The sequence below is a fragment of the Neorhizobium galegae genome (assembly GCF_021391675.1).
Taxonomy (GTDB): Bacteria; Pseudomonadota; Alphaproteobacteria; order Rhizobiales; family Rhizobiaceae; genus Neorhizobium; species Neorhizobium galegae_B.
The window spans coordinates 3,433,453-3,457,563 of record NZ_CP090095.1 but is presented as its reverse complement, the minus strand read 5'-3'; the positions used below and the strand labels follow the sequence as shown (position 1 = coordinate 3,457,563).

21 protein-coding genes are annotated in these 24,111 nt (G+C 63.2%); 11 read left to right on the top strand and 10 right to left on the bottom strand.

Annotated features, from left to right (window positions below; all coding sequences use genetic code 11):
* The first annotated feature begins 2 nt into the window (after positions 1 to 2).
* Genes LZK81_RS17210 through LZK81_RS17190 form a run of 5 tightly spaced genes read left to right on the top strand, consistent with a single transcriptional unit; the run spans position 3 to position 5,716 of the window.
* The gene (locus tag LZK81_RS17210; RefSeq protein WP_233954034.1) at positions 3 to 827 is read left to right on the top strand and encodes a carbohydrate ABC transporter permease; all 825 of its coding nucleotides are present in this window, start codon (positions 3 to 5) and stop codon (positions 825 to 827) included.
* An 11-nt stretch (positions 828 to 838) separates the two neighbouring features.
* Positions 839 to 1,843 (top strand): ABC transporter ATP-binding protein, encoded by a 1,005-nt coding sequence (locus LZK81_RS17205; protein WP_046608367.1) that lies wholly within the window; start codon positions 839 to 841, stop codon positions 1,841 to 1,843.
* Between the two features lie 23 nt (positions 1,844 to 1,866).
* Entirely contained in the window at positions 1,867 to 3,348 is a 1,482-nt protein-coding gene (locus LZK81_RS17200) for a mannitol dehydrogenase family protein (protein WP_233954033.1), read from the top strand.
* A gap of 12 nt (positions 3,349 to 3,360) precedes the next feature.
* Positions 3,361 to 4,071, top strand: coding sequence for an HAD family hydrolase (locus LZK81_RS17195; protein ID WP_233954032.1), 711 nt, complete (start codon positions 3,361 to 3,363; stop codon positions 4,069 to 4,071).
* A gap of 52 nt (positions 4,072 to 4,123) precedes the next feature.
* Positions 4,124 to 5,716, top strand: coding sequence for an FGGY-family carbohydrate kinase (locus LZK81_RS17190; RefSeq protein ID WP_233954031.1), 1,593 nt, complete (start codon positions 4,124 to 4,126; stop codon positions 5,714 to 5,716).
* Between the two features lie 27 nt (positions 5,717 to 5,743).
* Here the strand turns inward: LZK81_RS17190 and LZK81_RS17185 are convergent, their stop codons facing one another.
* Positions 5,744 to 7,498, bottom strand: coding sequence for a peptidoglycan D,D-transpeptidase FtsI family protein (locus LZK81_RS17185; protein ID WP_233954030.1), 1,755 nt, complete (start codon positions 7,496 to 7,498; stop codon positions 5,744 to 5,746).
* Positions 7,499 to 7,862: 364 nt separating this feature from the next.
* Here LZK81_RS17185 and LZK81_RS17180 point away from each other — a divergent pair, with 364 nt between their 5' ends.
* Positions 7,863 to 8,576 carry a sulfate transporter family protein gene (locus tag LZK81_RS17180; RefSeq protein WP_233954029.1) on the top strand — a complete coding sequence of 238 codons (714 nt, stop codon included), beginning with the start codon at positions 7,863 to 7,865 and terminating at the stop codon, positions 8,574 to 8,576.
* Between the two features lie 59 nt (positions 8,577 to 8,635).
* Here LZK81_RS17180 and nth read toward each other — a convergent pair whose 3' ends face one another.
* Positions 8,636 to 9,439, bottom strand: coding sequence for an endonuclease III (gene nth, locus LZK81_RS17175; protein ID WP_233954028.1), 804 nt, complete (start codon positions 9,437 to 9,439; stop codon positions 8,636 to 8,638).
* A 36-nt stretch (positions 9,440 to 9,475) separates the two neighbouring features.
* Here nth and LZK81_RS17170 point away from each other — a divergent pair, with 36 nt between their 5' ends.
* The 3 genes from LZK81_RS17170 to LZK81_RS17160 all read left to right on the top strand — a co-directional run bounded on the left by LZK81_RS17170 (position 9,476) and on the right by LZK81_RS17160 (position 11,381).
* Complete coding sequence (locus tag LZK81_RS17170; RefSeq protein WP_233954027.1) at positions 9,476 to 9,958, top strand: DUF2244 domain-containing protein; 483 nt, start codon at positions 9,476 to 9,478, stop codon at positions 9,956 to 9,958.
* Between the two features lie 146 nt (positions 9,959 to 10,104).
* Complete coding sequence (locus tag LZK81_RS17165; RefSeq protein WP_233954026.1) at positions 10,105 to 10,986, top strand: methylated-DNA--[protein]-cysteine S-methyltransferase; 882 nt, start codon at positions 10,105 to 10,107, stop codon at positions 10,984 to 10,986.
* A 146-nt stretch (positions 10,987 to 11,132) separates the two neighbouring features.
* Positions 11,133 to 11,381: a PilZ domain-containing protein gene (locus LZK81_RS17160; protein WP_037077420.1), complete on the top strand. Its 249-nt coding sequence runs from the start codon at positions 11,133 to 11,135 to the stop codon at positions 11,379 to 11,381.
* Positions 11,382 to 11,422: 41 nt separating this feature from the next.
* Here the strand turns inward: LZK81_RS17160 and LZK81_RS17155 are convergent, their stop codons facing one another.
* The gene (locus tag LZK81_RS17155) at positions 11,423 to 12,427 is read right to left on the bottom strand and encodes a sugar-binding transcriptional regulator (RefSeq protein WP_233954025.1); all 1,005 of its coding nucleotides are present in this window, start codon (positions 12,425 to 12,427) and stop codon (positions 11,423 to 11,425) included.
* 181 nt (positions 12,428 to 12,608) lie between these two features.
* On the opposite strand from LZK81_RS17155, the gene tal reads away from it, so the two are divergent.
* Positions 12,609 to 13,574: a transaldolase gene (tal, locus tag LZK81_RS17150; RefSeq protein WP_046604464.1), complete on the top strand. Its 966-nt coding sequence runs from the start codon at positions 12,609 to 12,611 to the stop codon at positions 13,572 to 13,574.
* A gap of 87 nt (positions 13,575 to 13,661) precedes the next feature.
* Here the strand turns inward: tal and LZK81_RS17145 are convergent, their stop codons facing one another.
* From LZK81_RS17145 to LZK81_RS17135, 3 genes are all read right to left on the bottom strand, one after another.
* Entirely contained in the window at positions 13,662 to 14,459 is a 798-nt protein-coding gene (locus tag LZK81_RS17145; RefSeq protein WP_046624707.1) for a class I SAM-dependent methyltransferase, read from the bottom strand.
* 124 nt (positions 14,460 to 14,583) lie between these two features.
* Positions 14,584 to 15,879, bottom strand: coding sequence for an MFS transporter (locus tag LZK81_RS17140; RefSeq protein ID WP_046608376.1), 1,296 nt, complete (start codon positions 15,877 to 15,879; stop codon positions 14,584 to 14,586).
* 75 nt (positions 15,880 to 15,954) lie between these two features.
* Positions 15,955 to 16,356 carry a MarR family winged helix-turn-helix transcriptional regulator gene (locus tag LZK81_RS17135; protein WP_046604467.1) on the bottom strand — a complete coding sequence of 134 codons (402 nt, stop codon included), beginning with the start codon at positions 16,354 to 16,356 and terminating at the stop codon, positions 15,955 to 15,957.
* Positions 16,357 to 16,574: 218 nt separating this feature from the next.
* On the opposite strand from LZK81_RS17135, the gene LZK81_RS17130 reads away from it, so the two are divergent.
* A complete protein-coding gene (locus tag LZK81_RS17130; RefSeq protein ID WP_233954024.1) occupies positions 16,575 to 17,960 on the top strand; it encodes a hypothetical protein in 1,386 nt (461 codons plus the stop codon).
* Between the two features lie 227 nt (positions 17,961 to 18,187).
* On the opposite strand, the gene LZK81_RS17125 is transcribed toward LZK81_RS17130, so the two are convergent.
* The 4 genes from LZK81_RS17125 to LZK81_RS17110 all read right to left on the bottom strand — a co-directional run bounded on the left by LZK81_RS17125 (position 18,188) and on the right by LZK81_RS17110 (position 23,931).
* Positions 18,188 to 18,721 (bottom strand): putative immunity protein, encoded by a 534-nt coding sequence (locus LZK81_RS17125; protein WP_233954023.1) that lies wholly within the window; start codon positions 18,719 to 18,721, stop codon positions 18,188 to 18,190.
* A 189-nt stretch (positions 18,722 to 18,910) separates the two neighbouring features.
* On the bottom strand, positions 18,911 to 20,407 hold the full coding sequence (lysS, locus tag LZK81_RS17120; protein ID WP_233954022.1) for a lysine--tRNA ligase: 1,497 nt from the start codon (positions 20,405 to 20,407) through the stop codon (positions 18,911 to 18,913).
* A gap of 178 nt (positions 20,408 to 20,585) precedes the next feature.
* Positions 20,586 to 22,043: a glutamate--tRNA ligase gene (gltX, locus tag LZK81_RS17115; RefSeq protein WP_233954021.1), complete on the bottom strand. Its 1,458-nt coding sequence runs from the start codon at positions 22,041 to 22,043 to the stop codon at positions 20,586 to 20,588.
* Positions 22,044 to 22,158: 115 nt separating this feature from the next.
* Entirely contained in the window at positions 22,159 to 23,931 is a 1,773-nt protein-coding gene (locus LZK81_RS17110; protein WP_233954020.1) for an SLC13 family permease, read from the bottom strand.
* Positions 23,932 to 24,111 lie beyond the last annotated feature (180 nt).

Below are 24,111 nucleotides of genomic sequence, written 5' to 3'. Positions count from 1 at the left end.
TCATGGCACGCAATGTTACGACAAGACACAAGATCACCGCCACGGTCGCCGCCTGGATCGTCGCGCTGATCATCTTCTTCCCGATCCTCTACACGCTGATCACCAGCATCAAGACGGAGCCGGAAGCGATCGCGGGCTTCAGCCTGTGGCCGTCCGGGACGTTCGAGAATTACATCACGGTCCAGACGCAGCGCGACTACCTGAAGCCGTTCATGAATTCGGTGATCCTGTCTGTCGGCTCCACCATCCTGGCGCTGATCATCGCGATCCCGTCCGCCTGGGCCATGGCGTTCTCTCCGACCAAGCGGACCAAGGACATCCTGATGTGGATGCTTTCCACCAAGATGATGCCGGCGGTCGCGGTTCTGGTGCCGATCTACCTCCTGTTCCGCGATTTCGGCCTGCTGGACAGCCGCATCGGGCTGACCGTCATGCTGACGCTGATCAACCTGCCGATCGTGGTCTGGATGCTCTACACCTACTTTCGCGAAATTCCGGGCGAAATCCTGGAAGCGGCGCGGATGGACGGGGCGGGGCTCTGGCAGGAGATCGTCTACGTGCTGACGCCGATGGCGGTGCCGGGCATCGCCTCGACGCTGCTGCTCAACATCATCCTCGCCTGGAACGAGTCGTTCTGGACGATCCGGCTGTCGACCACCAATGCGGCGCCGCTGACGGCCTTCATCGCTTCCTTCTCCAGCCCGCAAGGCCTGTTCTGGGCAAAGCTATCGGCCGCCTCGACCATGGCGATCGCACCGATCCTCATCCTCGGCTGGTTCTCACAGAAACAACTCGTTCGCGGCCTCACGTTTGGCGCGGTTAAGTAAGGAAAACGGACATGGGCAGCATCACGCTCCAAAAAGTGTCGAAAGTGTTCGGCGAGGCCAAGGTCATTCCGTCCATCGACCTCGAAATCAATAACGGCGAATTCGTCGTCTTTGTCGGTCCCTCGGGCTGCGGCAAGTCCACGCTTCTGCGTCTGATCGCCGGGCTGGAAGACGTGTCCGGCGGGCATATCCTGATCGACGGCAAGGACGTCACCCAGGCCGCCCCCGCGGAACGCGGGCTTGCCATGGTGTTCCAGTCCTACGCGCTCTATCCGCATATGAGCGTGCGCAACAACATCGCCTTCCCGCTGAAGATGGCGAAGATGGAGAAGTCCGCGATCGACAAGAAGGTGACGGATGCGGCCCGCGTTCTCAACCTGACCGACTATCTGGAGCGCCGCCCCTCGCAGCTTTCCGGCGGCCAGCGCCAGCGCGTCGCGATCGGCCGCGCCATCGTGCGCGAACCCTCGGCCTTCCTGTTCGACGAGCCGCTTTCCAACCTCGACGCTGCATTGCGCGGCACGATGCGGCTGGAGATCAGCGACCTGCACCACCAGCTCAAGACGACGATGGTCTATGTGACCCACGACCAGGTCGAGGCGATGACCATGGCCGACAAGATCGTCGTGCTCAATCGCGGCAATATCGAGCAGGTCGGCTCGCCGCTCGAACTCTACAAGAGCCCGCGCAACCTGTTCGTCGCGGGCTTCATCGGTTCGCCGCACATGAATTTCGTCGATGGCGCCTATGCCCAGTCGAAGAACGCCAAGACCGCCGGCATCCGGCCGGAGCATCTGGGCCTGTCGAAGGACAGCGGCATCTGGCGCGGCACCGTGAAGGTCGCCGAACATCTGGGCGCCGACACGTTCCTGCACCTTGATGTCGAGGGCATCGGCCAGATCACCGCACGCTGCGATGGGGAATTCGGCGCCTATCACGGTGACACGGTCTACATGACGCCCGATGAGGCCAAGCTCCATCGGTTCGACGACAAGGGCCTCGCCCTGAAGGCCTGACGGGCCATATCGGAGTAAAGACAATGACTGTGAAGCTTTCGCTGGCGAGCTTGAATGACGCTGCGGCCACCGCCGCCGTGCCGGCCTATGATCCCAAAAGTCTGACCGCCGGCATCCTCCATTTCGGCGTCGGCAATTTCCATCGTGCCCACCAGGCGATCTATCTCGACGACCTGTTCAACACCGGCAAGGCGCATGACTGGGCGATCATCGGCGCCGGCGTGATGCCGTCAGACGGGGCCATGCGCGACAAGCTGAAGGCTCAGGATTTCCTCACCACCGTCGTCGAGCAGGACAACAACAGGACCGCCGCCCGCATCACCGCGCCGATGATCGACATCATCGCCCCCGGCGACGTTGCGACCCTGATCGAGACACTGGCCGACCCGAATATCCGCATTGTGTCGATGACGATCACCGAAGGCGGCTATTTCATCGATGCATCGGGTGGGTTCAACCCGGCCCATCCGGCGATCGCCGAAGACGGGAAGAACCCCGCGAACCCGAAGACCGTATTCGGCCTGATCCTTGCCGGCCTCAAGGAGCGCAAGGCGCGGGGGATCGCCCCGTTCACCATCATGTCCTGTGACAACATTCCCGGAAACGGCGAGGTAACGGAGAACGCCGTCATCGGGCTTGCCCGGCTTTCCGACCCGGATTTCGCCCACTGGATCCACCAGAACGTCGCCTTTCCGAACTCGATGGTCGATCGCATCACGCCCGCCACGGGGAGCCGCGAGATCGACATCCTCAAGAACGACTTCGGCATCGACGACAACTGGCCTGTGTTCTGTGAGGAATTCAAGCAGTGGGTGATGGAGGACAAGTTCCCCTCCGGTCGTCCCCGGCTGGAAGAGGTCGGCGTCCAGTTCGTGCCCGATGTAGCGCCCTACGAGCTGATGAAGATCCGCATTTTGAACGGCGGCCATGCGGCGATCGCCTATCCGGCAGCCCTTCTCGATATCCATTTCGTGCACGAGGCGATGGAGCACAAGCTGATCCGCGCCTTCCTCGAAAAACTGGAAAAGGACGAGATCATCTCGGTCATCCCGCCGGTGCCGAACACCAACCTCATCGACTACTACAAGCTGATCGAGCGGCGCTTCTCCAACCCCAAGATCGGCGACACCATTCCGCGTCTCGCGCAGGACGGCTCCAATCGCCAGCCGAAATTCATCCTGCCGTCGACCGCCGACCGGCTTGCCAAGGGCCAGGATATTATCGGCCTCTCGCTGGTCTCCGCGCTCTGGTGCCGCTACTTCGCCGGCACGTCCGACAGCGGCAAGGAGATCGTCTTCAACGACGCCAGCGCCGACCGCCTGAACGCCGCGGCGCTGAAAGCCAAGGATAACCCGGACGCCTTCCTTGCACTTGGCGATATTTTTGGAGACGTTGCGAAATCCGAGCTGTTCCGCACCCGCTTTGCGCATGCGCTAAAGACGCTCTGGGTTGAGGGGACGGCCAAGACGCTCGAGCTTTATCTCGGCGGCAAGCTGGTCAAATAGCGGGTGACGGACGTGCAACAGTCGGCGGGACCACTGGTGATCTTCGATTGCGACGGGGTCCTCGTCGACAGCGAGCCCGTTTCCGTGCGCGTGCTGGTCGATGCGCTGCGCCGCAAGGGGGTCGAGATGGATGCGGCTGAGGCCTATCGCCGCTTCCTTGGCCGCAGCCTCGGCACCGTGACGAAAACGATGCGCGAGGAATTCGGGGTCGAGGCGGACGACGGTTTCCTCGAGGACATGCGCCACGATCTCTACGCCCGCTTCCGCGCCGAGTTGCAGCCGATGCCGGGCATAGCCGAGACCCTGGACACGTTAGGTTTCCGTCGCTGCGTGGCGTCCTCCAGCCAGCCGGAGCGCATCCGCCTGTCCCTGTCGCTGACCGGCCTGATCGACAAGCTGGAGCCGAACATCTTTTCCGCCACGATGGTGGAAAAGGGCAAGCCGGCGCCGGATCTCTTCCTGCATGCGGCGAGCGAAATGGGCGCCGATCCCAGGAGCTGCATCGTCATCGAGGACAGCCCTGCCGGCATCCAGGCGGGCCACAGCGCCGGCATGTCGGTGTTTGCCTTCGTCGGCGGTTCGCATGCCAGCGTTCCCGGCTACCGGGAGCGCATCGATGCACTTTCACCGGAAGTCGTGTTTGACGCGATGCCGGATTTGATCCACCTTGTCCGGAAACATATAGAGGGTCGCAACGGCCCCGTTCAGCAGTCGGCACTTTAAGTGCGGCCTGCGGAATACCTGAGCGACCACAAGGGACAGGAAACAAATCCGGATGCGTGATCATCTCGTTGCGGTCGATATCGGCACGGGCAGCGCCCGCGCCGGCGTCTTTGATCGCGACGGGCGCCTGCTCGCCAAGGCCAAGCACCCCATCCTGATGTTCCGCCCGAAACAAAACCACGCCGAACACGATTCCGAGGATATCTGGGCCGCCACCTGCCGATCGGTAAGGGAGGCTATGGCGGAGGCCGGCATGACTGCCGACCGTGTCGCCGCAATCGGCTTCGACGCCACCTGTTCTCTCGTTGCCCGCGACCGCGAAGGCCGACCGCTCAGCGTTTCGACGACCGGCAAGGCCAATCACGACACCATCGTCTGGCTCGACCACCGGGCGATCAGACAGGCCGAGCAGCTTTCCGCCACCGGCCACAAGGTGCTCGAATTCTCCGGCGGCTCGCTGTCGCCCGAGATGGAAATGCCGAAGCTGATGTGGCTGAAACAGCATCTGCCGCAGAGTTGGGCGAGGGCGGGCTATTTCTTCGACCTCGCCGATTTCCTCACCTGGAAGGCGACCGGCTCGCCCGCCCGCTCCCGCTGCACGCTGACCGCCAAATGGAACTATCTCGCCCACGAAAAGTCGGGCTGGAGCGCCGACTACCTGGCGCTCGCCGGCCTCGAAGACCTTCTCGAAAAGGGCGGCCTGCCCGACGAGACGATCGGCGTCGGGGCAAGCGTCGGCGGCCTCAGCCGCCAGGCCGCCGAAGAACTCGGCCTCGACACGAAAGTGCAGGTGGCGCCTGGCATGATCGATGCCTATGCCGGCGCCTTTGGCGTCCTTGGCGGGGTTTCCGGCGGCGCGTCCGAAGGCTCCAAACTCGAAACCAGCGTGGCGCTGATCGGCGGCACGTCGAGCTGCATCGTCGCCTTCACGAAGGATTCCAAGCCCGGCCGCAGCCTCTGGGGCCCCTATTACGAGGCGATCCTGCCCGGTCACTGGCTGGTCGAAGGGGGACAGTCGGCGGCAGGTGCGCTGCTCGACCATATCGTGCTGATGCACGCCGCCGGCGGCGAGCCGACTGCAGAGCTTCACGGCCGCATCATCGCCCGCGTCGGCGAGCTGCGCACCGAGACCGAGGGCGATATCGCCCCGAACCTTCACGTCCTGCCGGATTTCCACGGCAACCGCTCGCCGCTTGCCGACCCGCACGCGACCGGCGTCATCAGCGGGCTGACGCTCGACACGTCCTTCGACGGCCTCTGCCGGCTTTACTGGCGCACCTGCGTCTCGATCGCGCTCGGCATAAGGCATATTCTCGACGCCCTCTCGGACTACGGATACCGCTTCGAAACCCTCCACGTCACCGGCGGCCACGTCAACAACCCGCTGCTGGTGGAACTCTACGCCGACGTCACCGGCCGCAAGGTGGTGATCCCGGAGAACCGCGATGCCGTGCTGCTCGGGACGGCAATGGCGGCTGCCGTGGCCGGCGGGGTGCATGGCTCGCTGTTCGAAGCGGGGCAGGCGATGGATGGCGGTGGAACCGAGCGGCTGCCAGACCCGGCGCGGGCCGAGCCGTACGGGCGGGATTACCGGCGGTTCCTGGCGATGGTCAGGCACCGGGAGGAGTTGCGGGGAATGATGTAGGCGCCTGTGCGGGGGCTACCCCACTGTCTAGTAGTTCACCAGCAGGTTTGGGGCACCCGAAGATCCGAAACGGGGCTGTACGCCGAGCAAAGGCGCTGATCGACCGATGATCTCCTTGATCATCGGGGCGGCGGTGGATGCCGCCGTGCGTCCGCCGTGTTCCCCTGTCTGCGGAGCATCGATTATCGAAAGCACGATGTATTTCGGTTTGTCCATCGGGAAGGCTGCGACGAAGGCGTTGAAATTGATATCCTTGGCATAACGTCCGTTGATCACCTTGTCGGCCGTGCCGGTCTTGCCGCCGACCTGGAAACCTTCGACCTGCGCACCGCGTCCCGAGCCCTTCACGCCGTTCCAGGTGAACAGGTAGCGCATATCGACGCTGGTGCCCTGCTTTATCACTGGGCGGGAAACCTGTTCGGCCTCTGCCCGGGAGCGGGGAAGAAACGTGGGAGGAACAAGAGTTCCGCCGTTGATCAGGGCGGCGGCGGCAACCGCGGTCTGCAGCGGAGTGGTTGCAACCCCGTGGCCGAACGAGATGGTGACCGAGTTGATCTTCTTCCATGTCTTCGGCTGGGTTGGCGTCGCCACGCCCGGCATTTCGGTTTCCATCCTGGACAGAAGCCCGAGCTTCGTGAGGAACTGCTGGTGGCCCTCGATCCCGACCCTGTCCGCCACCGCCGCGGTGCCGATATTCGATGAATACTGGAAGACTTCGGAGATCGTCAGCGGCCGGTTCTTTCCGCGGAAGTCCTTGATGGTGAAGCCACCCATGCGGATGGGCCGGGACGCATCGACGACGGAGTTCAGGGTGATCTTGCCTTCGTCCAACCCCATCGCCAGAGTGAAGCTCTTGAAGGTCGAGCCCATTTCGAACGTGGCGTTGCTCATCCGGTTGAACCAGCCCTTTTCATAGTCCTTGTCCACGCTGCCGTCGGGCAGCGTCCGGGAGGGTTCATTGAGGTCGTAGTCGGGCACCGATGCCATCGCCAGAACCTCGCCGGTATCGACATCGAGAACCACGGCGCCCGCAGCCTCGGCCTTATAGGCGGTCATCGCGTTCGCGACGACCTGGCGGACGATATTCTGGACGCGGAGATCGATGGACAGTCTGACGGGTTCGAGCGGGGCGCCCCCGGTCAGTCCGGCCAGGCGAAGATCGCCAAGACCCTGCTGATCCAGGTATCGCTCCATTCCGGCAAGGCCCTGATTGTCGACATTCACATGGCCGACGATGTGAGAGGCGGTCGCGCCGCCTGGATAGAACCGACGTTTCTCCGGTCGGAAGCCGATGCCGGGAATGCCGAGCGCCAGGATATCCGCCTGCTGTTTCGGGGTGAGCTGCCGTTTCAGCCACTGGAAGGCGGTCTGCGATCTCAGCTTCTTGTGGGTTTCGCTCCAGTCGAGGTTGGGGATGACGAAGGCAAGCTTTTCGACGACTTCGTCCGCATCGACGATCCGGCGCGGGTCGGCGTAGAGCGAGATCATGTTGAGGTCGGTGGCCAGCAACGCTCCGTTGCGATCGACGATGTCCGGCCTGGATGCGACGGGATTGCTGGAAATTGCTCCCGTCGCGGCCGGTTCGGCAAGACCGTATTGGACAAGGCGCGCGCCGACGATGAAATAGACCGCAAGGAAGCCGGCGATCAGGATCCCGAGCCTTTGCCTGGCCTCCTTTCTGCGGCTTGCGCGTGCGCCCAGGAAGGTCGCATTTTTCCCGACGACATTGCTCTTAACGATGAAATGTGCACGGCTTCTCAGCCGGACGACAAAAGAGATCATTCCGAACAAATCCAAAAAACATATCAGCCGAAGGCAAAAATTGAGCGGTTCGTCCGCCGCTGGATTGCAGCGTGCACGCGGTTGAACCGGAAGCCAACCGGAGAGTTCCTGGCGGGGCGAACATGTTTAAAGTTGTATTAATATACAATTAAAGTTGTGTTCGGTTGCCCGCGGAAAATTAACCGACGCCTGCCGGGCCGGCATCGTGTCATCCCATCTCCCACGCCAGTTCGGTCGGGCATGTTTGCGGTGTCGTATCGGCAGCTCTCACAGGGGCAGGGATACTGTCGCCTCGCTTTTGCCGCCCCTCCTTGCTCCGCCGCTCCCTCCCACCTACATCTCTCCCGCCAACCTGGAGACGCCGATGATACTCGACGCCGCACGCCTTTCGCTCGCCAACCTGTTTTCCCCCGAAACCCGTTCCGTGTTCTGGAAGACACTGGGTCTCACCGCGCTTGTGCTGATCGGTCTGTGGTTCGCGCTCCGCGAAGTCTTCATCCTTTATGCCTGGCCGTGGTTCGCGGGCTTTTTCCCGGACCTGCCGGATTGGGCGGGTTGGTTGACCCTGTTTGCGGCGATTGCTGCCGGCATCGGACTGGCGCTGGCGCTCGCTCTGCTGATCGCGCCGATCACGGCGCTGATCGCCGGCCTGTTCCTCGACGATGTCGCCGAAGTCGTCGAGAAGCGCGATTATCCGAACGATGCGCCCGGCAAGGCGATGCCGCTTGCCCAGGCGATCATCGGCTCGATCCAGTTTCTGGGCGTCGTCATTGTCGGCAATATCGTGGCGCTTTTCCTGCTGTTCATCCCCGGCATCAACCTGATCGCCTTCTTCGTGGTGAACGGCTATCTGCTCGGCCGGGAATTCTTCGAGTTTGCGGCGATGCGGTTTCGCACGCCCGCGGAAGCACGCGCCTTCCGCTCGAAACATTCCTCCACCGTGTTTCTGGCCGGCCTTCTGATCGCGTGTTTCCTGGCGGTCCCGATCGTCAACCTGCTGACGCCGCTGTTTGCCGCGGGCCTGATGGTGCATCTCCACAAGGCGGTCTCGAAGCGGGACCCCGGCTTCAAGCTTTAGGCGGGCAGGAATTGCCCAAAGGCGGCAAGCGCGAGGACTCCGAAGCGGCAATCGCTGCTCTACTCGACAGCCTCGCCGATTAGCTGCTGCGGCAATTCCACAAGCGGCGCCGGCACGTCGATGGTCTTTTCCGGCGAGCGGCAGAGATCGGCGATGACGCAGCGCTCGCATTCGGGCTTTCGCGCCTTGCAGCAGTAACGGCCGTGCAGGATCAGCCAGTGGTGGGCGTGGAAGAGATACTGGTCTGGGATCACCTTCAAGAGGTTTTCCTCGACCGCGTCGGGCGTCTTGCCCGGCGCCATCAAGAGCCGGTTGGCGATGCGGAAGACATGCGTGTCGACCGCCAGCGTCGGCACGCCGAAGGCCATCGACATCACCACATTCGCCGTCTTGCGGCCGACGCCCGGCAGGCGGATCAGCTCTTCGCGCGTCCTCGGCACTTCGGAGCCGAACTCGTCGATCAGCATGCGACAGAGCGCGATGACGTTCTTCGCCTTGTTGCGGTAGAGCCCGATCGTCTTGATATATTGGGTGACGCCTTCCTCCCCGAGGGCGAGCATCTTTTCGGGCGTATCGGCGATCTTGAAGAGCGCCCTCGTCGCCTTGTTGACGCCCGCGTCGGTCGCCTGGGCGGACAGTGCCACCGCCACCACCAGCGTGAACGGGTTCACGTGCTCCAGTTCACCCTTCGGCTCCGGCCGCTGTACCGAAAAGCGGCGAAAAATCTCTTCCATTTCCGCCTTGGTGTAGGCGGATTTGAAGCGCTTCGGCTTGGTCGCCGGCCGGGGTGCGGCCTTGCGCTCGGGCGTGTGATTTGACTTTTGCGGGGTGCTGGTTTTGGATTTGATCTTTGGAGTCGCCATATGCCTGTATAGGCATCCCGCAGGAGGGAAATCAACGTGGACGTTTCCGAGGAACAGCCCGTTTTCGCAGCCGAACTGACGCCCTACCGTTCGCTCGGCAGGACGGGCTTTCGCGTCGTGCTGGTGCTGACAGGCGGCATCTGCCTTCTCTATGGCGGCTTTTTCCTGATCACCGGCGCCTATCCTATCGGCTTCTTCTTCGGGCTCGATTTCCTCGGTCTCTACATCGCGCTGAAGATGAGCTACCGCTCTGGCCGCGCGCGCGAGGAAGTGACTGTCTCGCGCAGCAATCTGTCGATCCGGAAATTCTCGCCGACGGGGCGTGTCGTGGAGCATCGCTTCAATCCGTTCTGGGCGCGCTTCAACGTCCGCCGCCACGACGAGTTCGGCATAACCTCCATGTATGTGACGGGCGAGGGGCGCGGCACCGATATCGGCTCCTTCCTCAATCCGGACGATCGGGAAAGTTTCGCCAAGGCCTTCAGAGGAGCCCTGGCAACCGTCAGGCAGCGGGTTTAGGCGGGTTGGAAAACCTGCAATAGGGCAAGAAACGGGTGGTTTCGGTCAAGCCAAAGGGGCATGTAAGCAGCATACCAGTTGCACGGCGATTGTTGCGCGCCCAAGGTCCGGTTTGGACGGTGCGCCCGCTGCAGAGGAGACAAGCCATGAATGCTCTCGCCCAGATCAGTTCGCCGCCCGTCGACGTGACACCCGATGGCTCCGACTATGAAACCGTTCGCCGCGTCATCGAGATGATCACGCTCGACTACCGTGACCAGCCGTCGCTCGAGGCCATTGCGTCGGAACTCGGCCAGTCGCCGACCCAGCTCCAGAAGGTGTTCACGCGCTGGGCCGGGCTGTCGCCCAAGGCTTTTCTGCAGGCCATCACCCTCGATCATGCCAAGCGCCTGCTCGGCAAGGAGGAACTGCCGCTGCTCGAAGCCTCCTATGAGCTCGGCCTCTCCGGTCCCGGCCGCCTTCACGACCTGTTCGTCACCCACGAGGCGATGTCGCCCGGCGAATGGAAGGCGCGCGGCGGCGGCCTGACGATCCGCTACGGTTTCCACCCGTCGCCCTTCGGCGAGGCACTGGTCATGGCGACCGACCGCGGACTTTCGGGGCTCGCCTTTGCCGATCTCGGCCATGAACAGGCGGCGCTTGACGACATGATGCGCCGCTGGCCGAATGCCGAATATGTTCCCGACCAGGAGATGACGGCGCCCTATGTCGGCCGCGTCTTCGACCGTGCGAACTGGTCCTGCGACCAGCCGCTGAAAGTTGTGCTCATCGGCACCGACTTCCAGGTCCGCGTCTGGCAGAGCCTCTTGAAGATCCCGTTCGGCAAGGCCGTCACCTATTCCGACGTCGCCAACGATATCGGCCAGCCGACCGCCAGCCGCGCCGTGGGTGCGGCGGTCGGGGCGAACCCGATCTCGTTCGTGGTTCCCTGTCATCGGGCGCTCGGCAAGAGCGGGGCGCTCACCGGCTATCACTGGGGGCTGACGCGCAAGCGGGCGATCCTGGGCTGGGAAGCGGGAAACGCGTAAGTTCGGCGGTCAGGTTCCGTTTCCGGGCCGCAAGCCGGCAGATACCAGGTCGCCTGAAAAAGCCATGGGCGGCCTCCGAGGATTGCGGGATTGCCCATGGGGGCATATAAGCGAAACCTGAAATAGCTGTCGAAGGACGCCGTCAGGTGCATGAGCGCAGACACCAGAGATCGAAAAGCTTTCTAGGCGCCAAGATCATCTTCAATGGCGATCATTCGACCTTCGACTGCATCGTGAAGGAAATTTCGGCCGGCGGCGCGTTGATCAAGATCGAGAATGCCTTGTCCGTGCCGGAAAGCTTCGGCCTCGCCTTGTCAGATGGCCGACATTTCGAATGCGAAGTCCGCTGGCGGCGGATCAATTCCCTCGGAGTAGAGTTCCTGACCGCTGCCTGATTGCCCTTCCGTTCACGCGCAGGCAGTGGTGTGGCCAGGGGTCAGGCCGCCCCTTGTGCGCTCTCGGAGGCGTCGTTCAGCCGCAACAACTCCTTTGCCGCCGTCTCATCGGTAATCAGCGTATGGCACCCGACCCTGCGGATCGTGGCCCGGATCGCCACGGCCCGATGGGCGCCGCCCGACGACAGCACGATGTGCCTGGCCTTCCTCAGCGTATCCAGATCCACCGACATCACCCGCTCGTTCAGCTTGTGATCCACAGAGCGGCCTTCCTCGTCGAGAAAGTTGAACATCGTGTCGCAGACGCAGCCGGCCGCAATCAGCCGGTCGAGCTCTGCCTTGGAGATGAATCCTTCCGACAGGGAGGTGGAATGCAGCCCGATGTCGCCGCAGCTCACCACCGCAAGGTCGAGGTTTTCGGCGAGGTCGTAGATGGTCTTCAGCCCGCATTCCTCGATCAGCGCCCGTTTGGTCTTGACCGAATCGACCAAGAGCGGTGCCAGGAACATGTAGCATTCGGCGCCGAGCTGGCCGGCGAAGCGCCAGGTGTAATCGATCGGATTGGTCTGGTGCACCGCGACGATGCCGCCGAGCAGCGACACGACCTTGCAGTTTTTCCGCCGCGGCGGGCGAAAGCTGCCGAGCGAGGCAGTCATGGTGCGGCCCCAGCCGACGCCGATGGTCATGTCGTCCTGCACCACTTCGGAGAGGAACTGCCCGAGCGCCAGGCCGACCGAGCTGGCGAGCGCCGCAGCGCTGTTGTCGCGCGGCGCCGGTACGACCACGGCCTCGTCGAGCCCGTAGGCCTTTTCCAGGCGGATCGCCAGTTCGACGCAGGTGTCGATGCCTTCGCTGATCCAGATCTGGACCTCGGAGCGCTTCATGGCCTCGTCGAGCAGGCGGATCACCGTCGAGCGGCTCAAGCCCAACCGTTCGGCGACATCTTTCTGCGTCAATCCCTGGTTATAATAAAGCCACGCCGCGCGCAGCCGCATGGAGGCGGCTTCGGAATAGGCGGTATGGGTCTCGCGTCTGAGCCTAGCCAACGGGCCTCCGGGACGATGATGGACAAGCGAGATGATACTTGTTCCAACTGACACATATGTCAATTCCGAAGGACAAATGTCTTGACTTTTTAACCGTGGGCGGGGGATAGTTCCTTCCAACGCGCCGGAGGAGCCAAATCGCGCAACAGGCGTTTAGTTCTCCATATCGAGGAATATTCGGATGACGTCTAAACTAGAGCAGCTTCGTTCCATGACCACGGTCGTTGCCGATACCGGCGACATCGAGGCGGTCGCCCGCCTGAAGCCCGTGGATTGCACCACCAACCCGACCATCGTCCTGAAGGCGCTCGGCACGCCCATCTTCGCCGACAAGGTCAAGGAAGCGATCGCCTGGGGCCGCAAGCAGTCCGGCACTCCGGACGCCGTCGTGTCCGCCGTGGCCGACCGCCTGGCGATCACCGTCGGTGCCGCCTTGTCCGAGCTGGTCCCGGGCCGCGTTTCGACCGAAGTCGATGCCGACCTTTCCTTCGACACCGAAGCGTCGATTGCCAAGGCCCGCCAGATCATTGCCTCCTACAAGGAGCGCGGCATCGAGCGCGACCGCATCCTCATCAAGCTCGCCTCCACCTGGGAAGGCATCCGCGCCGCGGAAGTGCTGCAGAAGGAAGGCATCGACTGCAACCTGACGCTTCTCTTCAGTCAGGCCCAGGCGATCGCCTGCGCCGAAGCGAAAGTGTTCCTGATCTCGCCCTTCGTCGGCCGCATTCTCGACTGGTACAAGAAGTCGACCGGCCAGGACTACACCGCCGAGACCGATCCGGGCGTCGTGTCCGTCCGCGCCATCTACAATTACTACAAGGCGAATGGCATCAAGACGATCGTCATGGGTGCCTCCTTCCGCAATGCCGGCGAAATCGAAGCGCTGGCCGGCTGCGACCGCCTGACGATCAGCCCGGCTCTGCTCGACGAGCTCGACAAGGACACCGGCAAGCTAGAGCGCAAGCTCGTGCCGGAAACATTCAATGCGGAGCCCTTGCAGTCGCTCGACGAAAAGGCCTTCCGCTGGATGATGAACGAGGACGCCATGGCGACCGAAAAGCTCTCCGAAGGCATCCGCGCCTTCGCCAAGGACCTCGCGTCGCTGCGCCAGATGGTCAAGAAGGAACTGACCCTCGCGGCCGCCTGATAACAGCTTCCACCGCCGGCATGAAGAAAGGCCCGTCTCGCGACGGGCCTTTCTGTATTTGGCGAATGCTCAAGTCCGCGCCTGGGATCAGATCGGCTTTCTGCTGATGAACAGGCCGGTTTCCTTCTCCACTTCGAGCACGCCGTGGCCGCGCTCGAATGCGGCGGCGATTGCTTGCCGGAACGCGTCCAATTGAGCCTCGTCCGCGCTGTCGCCGGGCGGGTAGGAAGTCAGCGCCAGAAACACGTCCTCCGGCTCCGTGATCCGCATTCTTGCGGGGTGCTGCGCAAAGGCGACATCGCCGAACCTCGCACGCATCAGCTCCTCGGCCTTGTCGTATCCGAAGACGGCCGCGCTCGGATCGAACGGCTCGCTGCCGAAAACGGTGGTGAGTTCGTAGATCCCGCGCATGTTGCCCATGCCATTGGTGGTGACGGCGAGAAAACCTCCCGGCTTCAGCACCCGGAACATTTCCGCGATGCCGGCTGCCGGATCGGGGAGGTGGTAGAGCATGTGCATGGCGATGACGACATCGAAACTGCCGTTCTCGAAGGGCATGGCGGCGGCTTCCGCCTGATGGCCCGCGACCGATCCGAAGGGCAGGGGCATGCAGCGCGCGAGGGCCTCTTCCACCATTCCGGAGGACTGATCGGCAAGCGTGAGGTCGAGATCTTCAGGTATATCGTTGCTGACGGATGCCCAGAACCAGGCCGGGCCGCAGCCGATATCCAGGACGCGGTCGCCCTCCCGCAGGGGCAGTTGTCGCGCAACCCAGGGAAACCAGCCGGTTTCGGCGATCGTATATTCCCTGTTGAGGCGTCCGCGAGCAGCGAGCCTGCTGCTGTCGGCATATTGAACGGCGTTGCCCGAAGTGATCGATGACATGGTGCCTCCCGCGGCGATGGCGGCTCGCTTTGCGCACCAAATATCATATCCGGCGAGTTTGCAGTTTTGCAACGGCAGGTAATCTCCGGCGGCCGATGTCGACCGCCAGAGAGGTGTGGCGTCATCAGGCCGGCTGCGGCACCAGCTTGGCAGCGCCCGGCTTGCGCAGCAGCAGGACGGAGACCGCGGCGATCATGCACATCACGCCGGCGATCTGCAGGGCCGGCATATAGGTGTTGAAGTCGCTCTTCAGGAACCCGGCACCGAAGGCAGCGGTGGCCGCACCGATCTGATGGCCGGCAAACACCCAGCCGAAGATCAGGCCGGCCCGTTCGCGGCCGAATTCGGCGGCGGCGAGCTTCACGGTCGGCGGCACGGTTGCCACCCAGTCGAGGCCGTAGAAGATCGCGAAGACCGACAACTCGACGAAGCTGAAGCCCGAGAGGGAGAGGTAGACCAGCGACAAGCCGCGCAGGCCGTAGAACCAGAACAGCAGCCAGCGATTGTCGTAGCGGTCCGACAGCCAGCCGGCGAAGATGGTGCCGAAGAAGTCGAAGATGCCGATCACAGCGAGCGTGCCGGCGGCGGAAACCGCAGCCATGCCGAAATCGCCGCAGATCGAGATCCAGTGGGTCTGGATAAGCCCGTTTGTCGAGAGGCCGCAGACGAAAAACGTGCCGAACAGAACCCAGAATGTGCCGCTGGTCGAGGCGTGACGCAGCGCGCCGATCGGCGAATAGAGCGTCGCCAGGAACTTGTGGTCCTGCTTCGGCGCTGGCGTCACTGCGGTCTCGCCATAGGCCGGCAGGCCGACATCGGACGGATAGTCGCGCATCAGGAGCAGGACCAGCAGCATCGCGGCGGAGATGACGACGACCGTAAAGATGAGTGCGGTGCGCCAGCCGTAGGCTTCCGTCATGGCGGCGAGCAGCGGTAGGAAGACGAGCTGGCCCGTGGCGTTGCTGGCGGTCATGAGGCCGACGACAAGGCCGCGGCTCTTGGAAAACCAGCGGGTCGCGACCGTCGCGCCGAGGACCAGGGCCGTCATGCCGGTGCCGACGCCGATCACCACGCCCCAGAGCGCCACGAGCTGCCAGACCTGCGTCATGAACAACGACAGGACAATGCCGCTCATGATCAGAGCCAGAGCGAAGGTGACCACCTGGCGGACGCCGAAATGGTTCATGAAGGCGGCGGCGAACGGTCCGAGCAGGCCGAAAAGCACGAGGCGGACGGCCATGGCCGAGGAGATGTCGGCGATATCCCAGCCAAACTCCTGATGCAGCGGCTGGATCATCACGCCGGCCGAACCCATGGCGCCGGCGGTCGCCAGCATGGTCAGGAATGTGGTGATGGCGACCACCCATCCATAGTGCAGGTTTCTGACTGCCATCCATTGGGCGGCGCGATTGGAGATCATGGTCTGTCCCTTTCCTGGTCGTCGCCGCACCGGCAGCGTGAGATTTTCGGGTATATGCCCGCTTTTGCATAAAAATCAGAGGGCTGCGAGCAGCTCCTGCAATTGTCTGGTTTTCTCGGCCCCGAGCCGGGCTTCGATGTCGTCCTGGACGCCGTCCCAAAGGGGCGCGCCCTGCTTCAGAATCGCCGCACCCTTGGGCGCCACCGTCAGCATCGCCTCGCGCTGGTCCTCGCCATGGCCGATTGCCACCAGTCCCATGCGCTCCAGCACCTTGGCATTGCGGCCGACCGTCGACCGGTCCAGTTCCACCTGGACGGCGAGATCGGTCAGCGAGATAGGCGCCAGCCGGTTGATGTTGCGCAGCAGGCTGAACTGCCCGATGTTGACGCCGAGCGGCGCCAGGGCCTCGTCGTAGTAAGACGAGACCTTTCGGGAGGCCTTGCGCAGCAGAATGCAGTGGCAGGTGTCGTTCGGCATGGAGCGGGTATATACCCGCGGTTCGATTTGCGCAAGAGGGATGCATCAAAAACAGGGACGTTCCGGAATGAAGCACGCTGGCTGCGAGAAAGACCTCTGGATGGCGAAAAGAACCTCCCGGCTTAAAGCTTCCTCAACAAGAATAGGCGACTATCCCGGCACTATTCCATCCTGTTGTTCTGCGTAAAAATGGAGTTGACCATGCCGGAGTTCGGCAAGTGAAGGGTCTGAAGTTCCGGTTTTCCAAGAAGCTCGTCTTCATCCTCATGGGCAGTATCGTCGTGCTCGGCGGTGGCAGCGGCGCGGCGGCGGTGCTCATCGGCACGGACAAGATTCTCGGCCCCTCCTATCTGGAGATCAACGGGCTGGAATGCACCGCGCTCGAAACGGTCAAGATCAAGCGGGACCAGCGTTACTGGATCCGCAAATATGTGGTGAGCGACGGAACCGGCGACGGTCTGGCGCGCATCCGCACGGCCTTGCGCGTCGCCAAGGCGGTCCAGGAAAAGGAAAAGGCCGATCTCGTCCAAGTGGCGATGATCGACAAGGCCGGCCCCCGTGATCGTGCCCAGATGCGCGGCCGCGCAATCGGCGCCCAGGTCGTCTATATCCCGGATCCCAAAAAGGCGCCCGAGGGCACCGACGCCCAGCTTTATTCGGCATTCTACCTCGACGGCACCGCCAATTCGAACGGCGAATATTACGGCATGCGTATCGACCTGCCGCTCGAGGATGTCGAGGCGCTTACCGCCCGGCTGACCGATCACGCCGATTGCGTCGGCCCGGTCGTCGCCACGCCGGAAGGCGAACACGGCCAGAAGCCGAAGGCTGACGGTCACGGCGCGCCGAGCGCACCCGCCGGACACGGCGAACCGGTCGCCAGTAGTCATGGCGCCGCCCCTGCGGACGCTCAAGGCGCGCCGGCCGAGGGGCATGGCGGCGAGGTCGCGGCCAAGGAGAGCGGCGGCTTCTTCAGTTCCGTCACCGGCATGATCTTCGGCTCCGGGCAAGAAGCTCCTGCGCAAGGCCATGCACCCGCCGGTAATCCTGCCGCCCCTGAAACCCACGCCGCGGCCCCGGCTGCTGCCGCCCAAGCTGCCCCGGCCGCCGCCGCCGCGCATCCGGCGCCCGCGTCATCGAACAAGTCCGCCGCCCATCAGGTCCCAAATCAGGGCCAGGGCGACCAGAAGCCGGCCGCGCCCACCCAGGCCGCATCCGCAGAACCGAAAAAGGAAGAGGGCGGTTTTCTCGCCTCGATAATGGGTGTGTTCTCCGGCAGCGAGGCACAGGAGAAACCCGGCGCAGCCCCGGCGGCCGCCAAGGCATCAGAACCCGCGCCTGCGCCTCGCACGTCTGCGGAAGGCGGCAAGCGCTGGTCGAAGCAGACCGATGGCGATGCCGTTCGTTCAGACGCCAAGCCGCCGGAAACGGCGCATTCCGAAGCGGCTCCGGCCAAGACCGCCGGCGCCACGGACGCGGACGCCGCCGGCGCCGAATGGCTTGCAAAGCTCAGGGGCCAACCGGCTCCGGCCGCACCCGCGAAACCCGCCCAGGCGGCTTCAGCTTCGGATGCCAAGGGCCCGGCCGCGCAGGTCGTGCATTGAGAGTGGGGGAGGACCCCTCACTTGCGATTTCCAACTTGGCTTCGCAAAATATTGAAACTCCTATCTCTCCCGCTGGAGAGATAGGGATGCCGCCGCCGTGATCGCCACCACCCTCTCCGTCGTCATCCCTGGACGGTATTCACCGAGCCCCCCGACCCTTGCTAGGGTGGCGACTGAGCGTCGGATCTTGGTAGCTCTCCTAGTCGTAACTTCCCGGAGAGCCTTCTCTATTCAGCTTGTCGGAGCGAAGCATCGAGCTGACGGACCAGTTCGCCGACCCGTCCGCCGCCAGTTGGAGCGGCCGGATAACGCTTGAGGACGTCCACCACTACTGGATGCGGACGGATCGGTGTTTGCGCCATATGGCTAGCTTCGCCAGCGGGGTTCTCTTGGGCGGCGAGTTCAAACGCGCGCGCGGCGTGAGCGGCCGATCCGAGGATGTGCTTGACCTGAGCCGCCTTCGCCAGCGGGTGGAGGAAGGCCGCCCCGGCTGCCGCCAGCGCCGCGAGGGCGGCCTCGCTCGCGGCGGCCTTTCCGGCGTCGCGGGCTTCATGAGCGGCCCGTTGCGCGCCCCAGGCGCGGTCCCGGAGCGTTTTGGTCCGGCGGCCTCCGTCGGCGAAATCCTGCGCAGCATTGATCGCGTCCCATGGGCGCGGGTCCTCGGGGCGTTCACGTTCGAAGATCGCCAATGCGGATCGACCGCACGCTGCCGCATAACCAGTGACCTCGCGGAGCTCCGCCAGGCTGAGTTCGATGATCAAAGTGTCTTCCGCCATGGTCCCAAACGTTTCGGGTCGAACTTACCGGCATACGGTGCTGCTTCGCACCCGGACAGGCGATCATGAGGCCTGTTCCGGTGCCCACGACCGGCCCTTGTCGCTGGCGGCGTGTCCCCGTCTTCCTCAGGCTTGACCCGAGGATGACGGCATTTGCGGTGAGGTGAACCGCTATCAATCCGCCTTGGCGCGGCGCGCCGGGAACAGGATGACATCGCGGATGGACGGTGAATCCGTCAGCAGCATGACCAGACGGTCGACGCCGATGCCGAGGCCGCCGGCAGGGGGCATGCCCTGGTCGATCGCGTCCAGGAACTCGTCGTCGAGCTGCTTGTCCTTCTCGCCGCGGGCATGGGCCTGTTCGAGCTGCTCGACCATGCGCTTGCGCTGTTCTTCCGGATCGTTGAGTTCGGAAAACGCGTTGCCCAGTTCCCAGGCGTTGCAATAGGTCTCGAAGCGTTCGACGAGGCGCGGTTCGCCCGGGACTTCCTTGGCGAAGGGCGAGATGTCCTTCGGGAAGTGGGTGACGTGGCTTGGCTGGATCAGTGTGCCCTCGACCTTTTCCTCGAAGATGAAGGCGAGGCATTCGCCCCAGGTCCAGTCCTTCTCGACCGCGAAACCGGCGGCCTTGGCGGCGATGCGGGCTTCCTCGTCGGTCTTCATGGCAAGGAAGTCGATGCCGGTGGCTTCCTTGACGGCGTCGGGCATTGGCACGCGCTTGAACGGGCCTTTGAAGGAGAGTTCCTTGTCGCCGAACTTCACTTCGGTCGTGCCGTGGATGGTCATGGCGAGCGTCGAGAACAGGCGCTCGACGAGGTCCATGATGTCCTCGTAATCGGCATAGGCCCAGTAACACTCCATCATCGTGAATTCAGGATTGTGCCTGGTCGAGACGCCTTCGTTACGAAAATTGCGGTTGATCTCGAACACCTTGTCGGTGAGGCCCGAAACCAGAGTGCGCTTCAAGAACAGTTCCGGCGCGATGCGCAGGTACATGTCGAGCTTCAGCGTGTTGTGGTGGGTCTTGAAGGGCTCGGCGGTGGCGCCGCCATAGACCGAATGCAGCATCGGTGTCTCGACTTCCATGAAACCGTCGTTTTCCATGAAGCGACGGATGCCGGAGACGATGCGGCTGCGCTGCTGGAAGCGGAGCTTCGACTCCTCGTTGGTCATGATGTCGAGATGGCGCTTGCGGTAACGCAGCTCGACGTCCGACAGGCCGTGCCACTTTTCCGGCATGGGGAGCAGCGACTTGGTGAGCATGGTGATGTTCTGGGCGTTGATGGTGAGCTCGCCGCGCTTGGTGCGGCGCACGACGCCGGTGACGCCGATAATGTCGCCGATGTCGATCATCGGCAGCAGGTCGCGCGCTTCCTGCGGCGTGGTGTCCTTGTGGGAGAAGATCTGCACCTTGCCCGACGCGTCATGGATATCCATGAACATGCCGGAATTGCGCGAGGAATAGACCCGGCCGGCGACGGTGACGATATCCTGCGTCTCGACGTCCGCTTCCAGGTTCTTGTATTTCTCGGCCAATTCCGCATTGGTCATGGTGCGGTGGAAATGCGCCGGATAGACGTCGCCGATCTTTTCGCGCAGCAGAGCGAGTTTCTGGGCGCGCACCTGGGTGGCGTCGGAGGAGAGGGCGGTTTCGGTCGTGTTCTCGGTCATGGTTCTCGCCTTTTTCGGGCAGGTTTATGTTGTTTCGCCGGTGCGGCTGGCTCGGCTAACCCTCCCCCTTGTGGGGAGGGTCGGAGCGAAGCGACGGGGAGGGTTTTCCTGGATGTTAGGAAGAAAGGCCCCTCCCTAACCCTCCCCACAAGGGGGAGGGGACCCGTCGCGTATGCCTTTACTTTCCGTCGCCCACCATGGACGCCACCACCGTCGCGGCGATCTTCAGCCTCTGGCGCACCACCGAGCGGCCGAGCAGCGCCATCGAGTCGAACAACGGCAGCGAGCGGGACGAGCCCGACACCGCGACGAAGAGCGGCGGGGTGACGACGCGCAGCTTCTTGGCGAGCTTGTCGGCGACGGCGCGCAGTTCCGCATCGATCGTCTCGACATTCCATTCCAGGATCTTTTCGAGATCCGTTTGAACTGTGGTGAGGATTTCCAGCGTCTCGGCCGGGCTGGTCTTGAGGCCCGCAAACGAGGCCGGCGTCAGGCCGACATCGCTCGATAGCAGGAAGCCGGCGAGGTTCGGCAGTTCGCCGAGCTTCGAAATACGGCTCTGCGAGTGTTTCAGGCCTTCCGTCAGGCGACTGTTCTCCATGGCCCATTCCAGCACGCGGGCGACGAATTCGTCCGGCGACAGTTTTTCGCGCAGCCAGCGGCCGTTCAGCCAGTCGAGCTTCTGGATGTCGAAGATCGCGCCGGCCTTGGAGAGGTTGTCCGGATCGAACTTTTCGATGAGCTCGTCCATGGTCAGCATCTCTTCGCCTTCGGCGATCTGGATGAAGAACAGGCCCAGAAAGTTCATCAGCGCTTCCGGCAGATAGCCGAGCGCGGAATAATAGGAGATCGAGGTCGGGTTCTTGCGCTTCGACAGTTTCGACTTGTCGGCATTGCGCATCAGCGACAGGTGCATGAACACCGGCTGTTCCCACTCGAAATATCGATAGAGCAGGATGTGCTTCGGCACCGATGCCAGCCATTCCTCGCCACGGGCGACGTGGGTGATCTTCATCAGATGGTCGTCGATGACGTTGGCCATATGATAGGTCGGCATGCCATCGCCCTTGATCAGCACCTGCATGTCGACCGAATCCCACGGGATCGACACGTCGCCATAGACGCCGTCGTGGAAGTCGCAGGAGCCTTCGGTCGGGATCTTCATGCGGATGACCGAGCCTTCGCCGGCCGCCATCCTGGATGTCACTTCCTCGGCCGTGTAGCTCAGGCAGAGCCCGTCGTATTTCGGCGGCTTGCCGGCGGCGCGCTGGCCTTCGCGCATCTGCTCCAGCCGTTCGGGCGTGCAGAAGCAGCGGAAGGCATGGCCCTTGTCGAGCAGTTGCTGGGCATAGGGCTGGTAGATGTCCTTGCGGTCGGACTGGCGATAGGGACCGTAGGGGCCGCCGACATCCGGACCTTCGGCCCAGGTGAGGCCCGTCCAGCGCAGCGCGTCCAGCACCTTCTGCTCGAATTCCAGCGTCGAACGCGTCGCATCGGTATCCTCGATACGCAGGATGAATTCGCCGCCATGTTTCTTGGCGAAGAGATAGTTGAAGAGCGCGATATAGGCGGTGCCGACATGCGGCTCGCCGGTCGGCGAGGGGGCGATGCGGACGCGGGGCTTCGTGGCGATCATGAAGAATGCTCTATCTGTGGCGGCCTGAAAGGCGCCAAGCCTGTTTTTGAAATGCGGATTGGCGCAGGCTTAGGCCATATTCAGCCGCGAGCGTCAAGGTTTTTGGCCCTGAACCCTACCTTACCGGCCAGACATAGAGCAGCGCCGGCACGCTGACGAGGATGATCAGGAAAGAAAGCGGCAGGCCGAGCCTCGGATAGTCCGAGAACTTGTAGCCGCCGGGGCCGAAGACCAGCGTGTTGCACTGGTGGCCGACGGGGGTGAGGAAATCGCAGCCGGCGCCGATCGCCACCGCCATCAGGAACGCCTCCGGTCGAAAACCGAGATTGGTGGCGAAGCTCGCCGCGATCGGTCCCATGACGAGCACCGTCGCGGCATTGTTGAGGAACGGCGTCACCGCCATGGCCGTGACAAGGATCAGCCCCAGGGCACCCCCGGCCGGAAGCGTCGTGGCCACCTGGCCGAGCCAGCCTGCGATAAGCTCGCTGCCACCGGTCGTCCTCAGCGAATCTGAAACGGGGATCAGTGCCGCCAGCATGACGAGGATCGGCCCGTCGACCGATTTATAGAAGTCGTTGAGCGGGATCGCCCGGAAGACGACCATGCCGAGGGCGGCGGTGAAGAAGGCGACGGGAACCGGGGCGATGCCGACGGCGGTTGCGGCCATGGCAAGCGCCAGGATGACCAGCGGAATGAAGGCGCGCCGCTGTGTCCCGAGCAGGATTTCGCGCTGTGCGAGCGGCAGCAGGGAAAAATCCTGCAGCACGGCGGGCAGGTTCTTGCGGCTGCCCTGCAGCACCAGCACGTCGCCGGCCATCAGCGTCAGCTCGCCCAGCCGCTGCTTCAGCCGCTCGCCGCGCCGGCTGATTGCCAGAAGATTGATGCCGCGCGTATAAGAGAGCGCCAGTTCCTTGGCGGACAGACCCTTGAGCGACGATTCCTGGGTGATGATCGCTTCGACCGAGATCACGTCCGTCTGTGCCTGGCCGTTTTCCTTGAGCGGTTTGCCGGACAGCTTCAACCTGCCACCGGAGACGATCCGGTCGAGCGCCTTCGACGGGCCTTCCAGCATCACCACGTCGCCTTCGCGCAACTTCAGGTCCGGAAAGGGTGACATGCGGGCCGTGCCGCGCAGCACGGCGGTGGCCAGCACTTCGCCGTCGGCACGCTTCAGAAGTTCGCTGAGCGGTTTTTCCAACATCGTCGACTCGGCGGTCACGGAGACCTCGGACGTGTAGTTGGTGATCTCCACCGCCTCTTCGATCGAGCTGTTCTCTCGGGTGCGGCTTGGCACCAGCCAATGGAAGAAGAGCAGGAAGGTGATGCCGACGACGGTCAGGATTGCCCCCAGTGGCGTGAAGTCGAACATCGTGAATGAGGTGCCGGTCAGTTCCTCCCTCAGCCGCGAGACGACGATATTGGGCGAGGTGCCGATCTGGGTCATCAACCCGCCGAGCAGGGCCGCAAAGGCCATCGGCATCAGGTATTTCGATGGCGAGGCGCCGGATTTCCGGGCGAACTGGAAGGCGACCGGCATCATGATCGCCAGAGCGCCGATATTCTTGATGAAGGCGGAAAGCACCGCCACGACGATCATCAGCAGCGCGAGCTGCGTGTGCAGCGTGTTGAGGTTCGGGAAGAATTTCTTGATCGCGGTATCGACGATCCCCGACCGCGCCACGCCGGCGCTGACCACGAGCGCACTGCCGACGATGATGACGATGTCGTCCGAGAAGCCGGAAAACGCTCTGTTGACCGGCACGACGCCGAGCGCGACGGCCAGCACCAGCGCGCAGCAGGCAACCACGTCGTAACGGAACCGATCCCAGATAAAGACTGCCATCATGATGGCGATGACGGAAAACGCGAGGATCTGCTGAGTGGTCATGCCGCCCTTGACGTCGAGAGGGCCGGCAGAAGGATCACCGCCGGCAGAAGGATGGAGATGGTGCGGTCGCGCCGCCGATCAATGTAGCGAGGCGTTTAAAGTTCCAGCGCAGTGGGCGTCAAGGGGGACGCCTGTCCACTGGACAACGCAGGTCGCTTCGCTAGGGTATGGTTGTGGGCT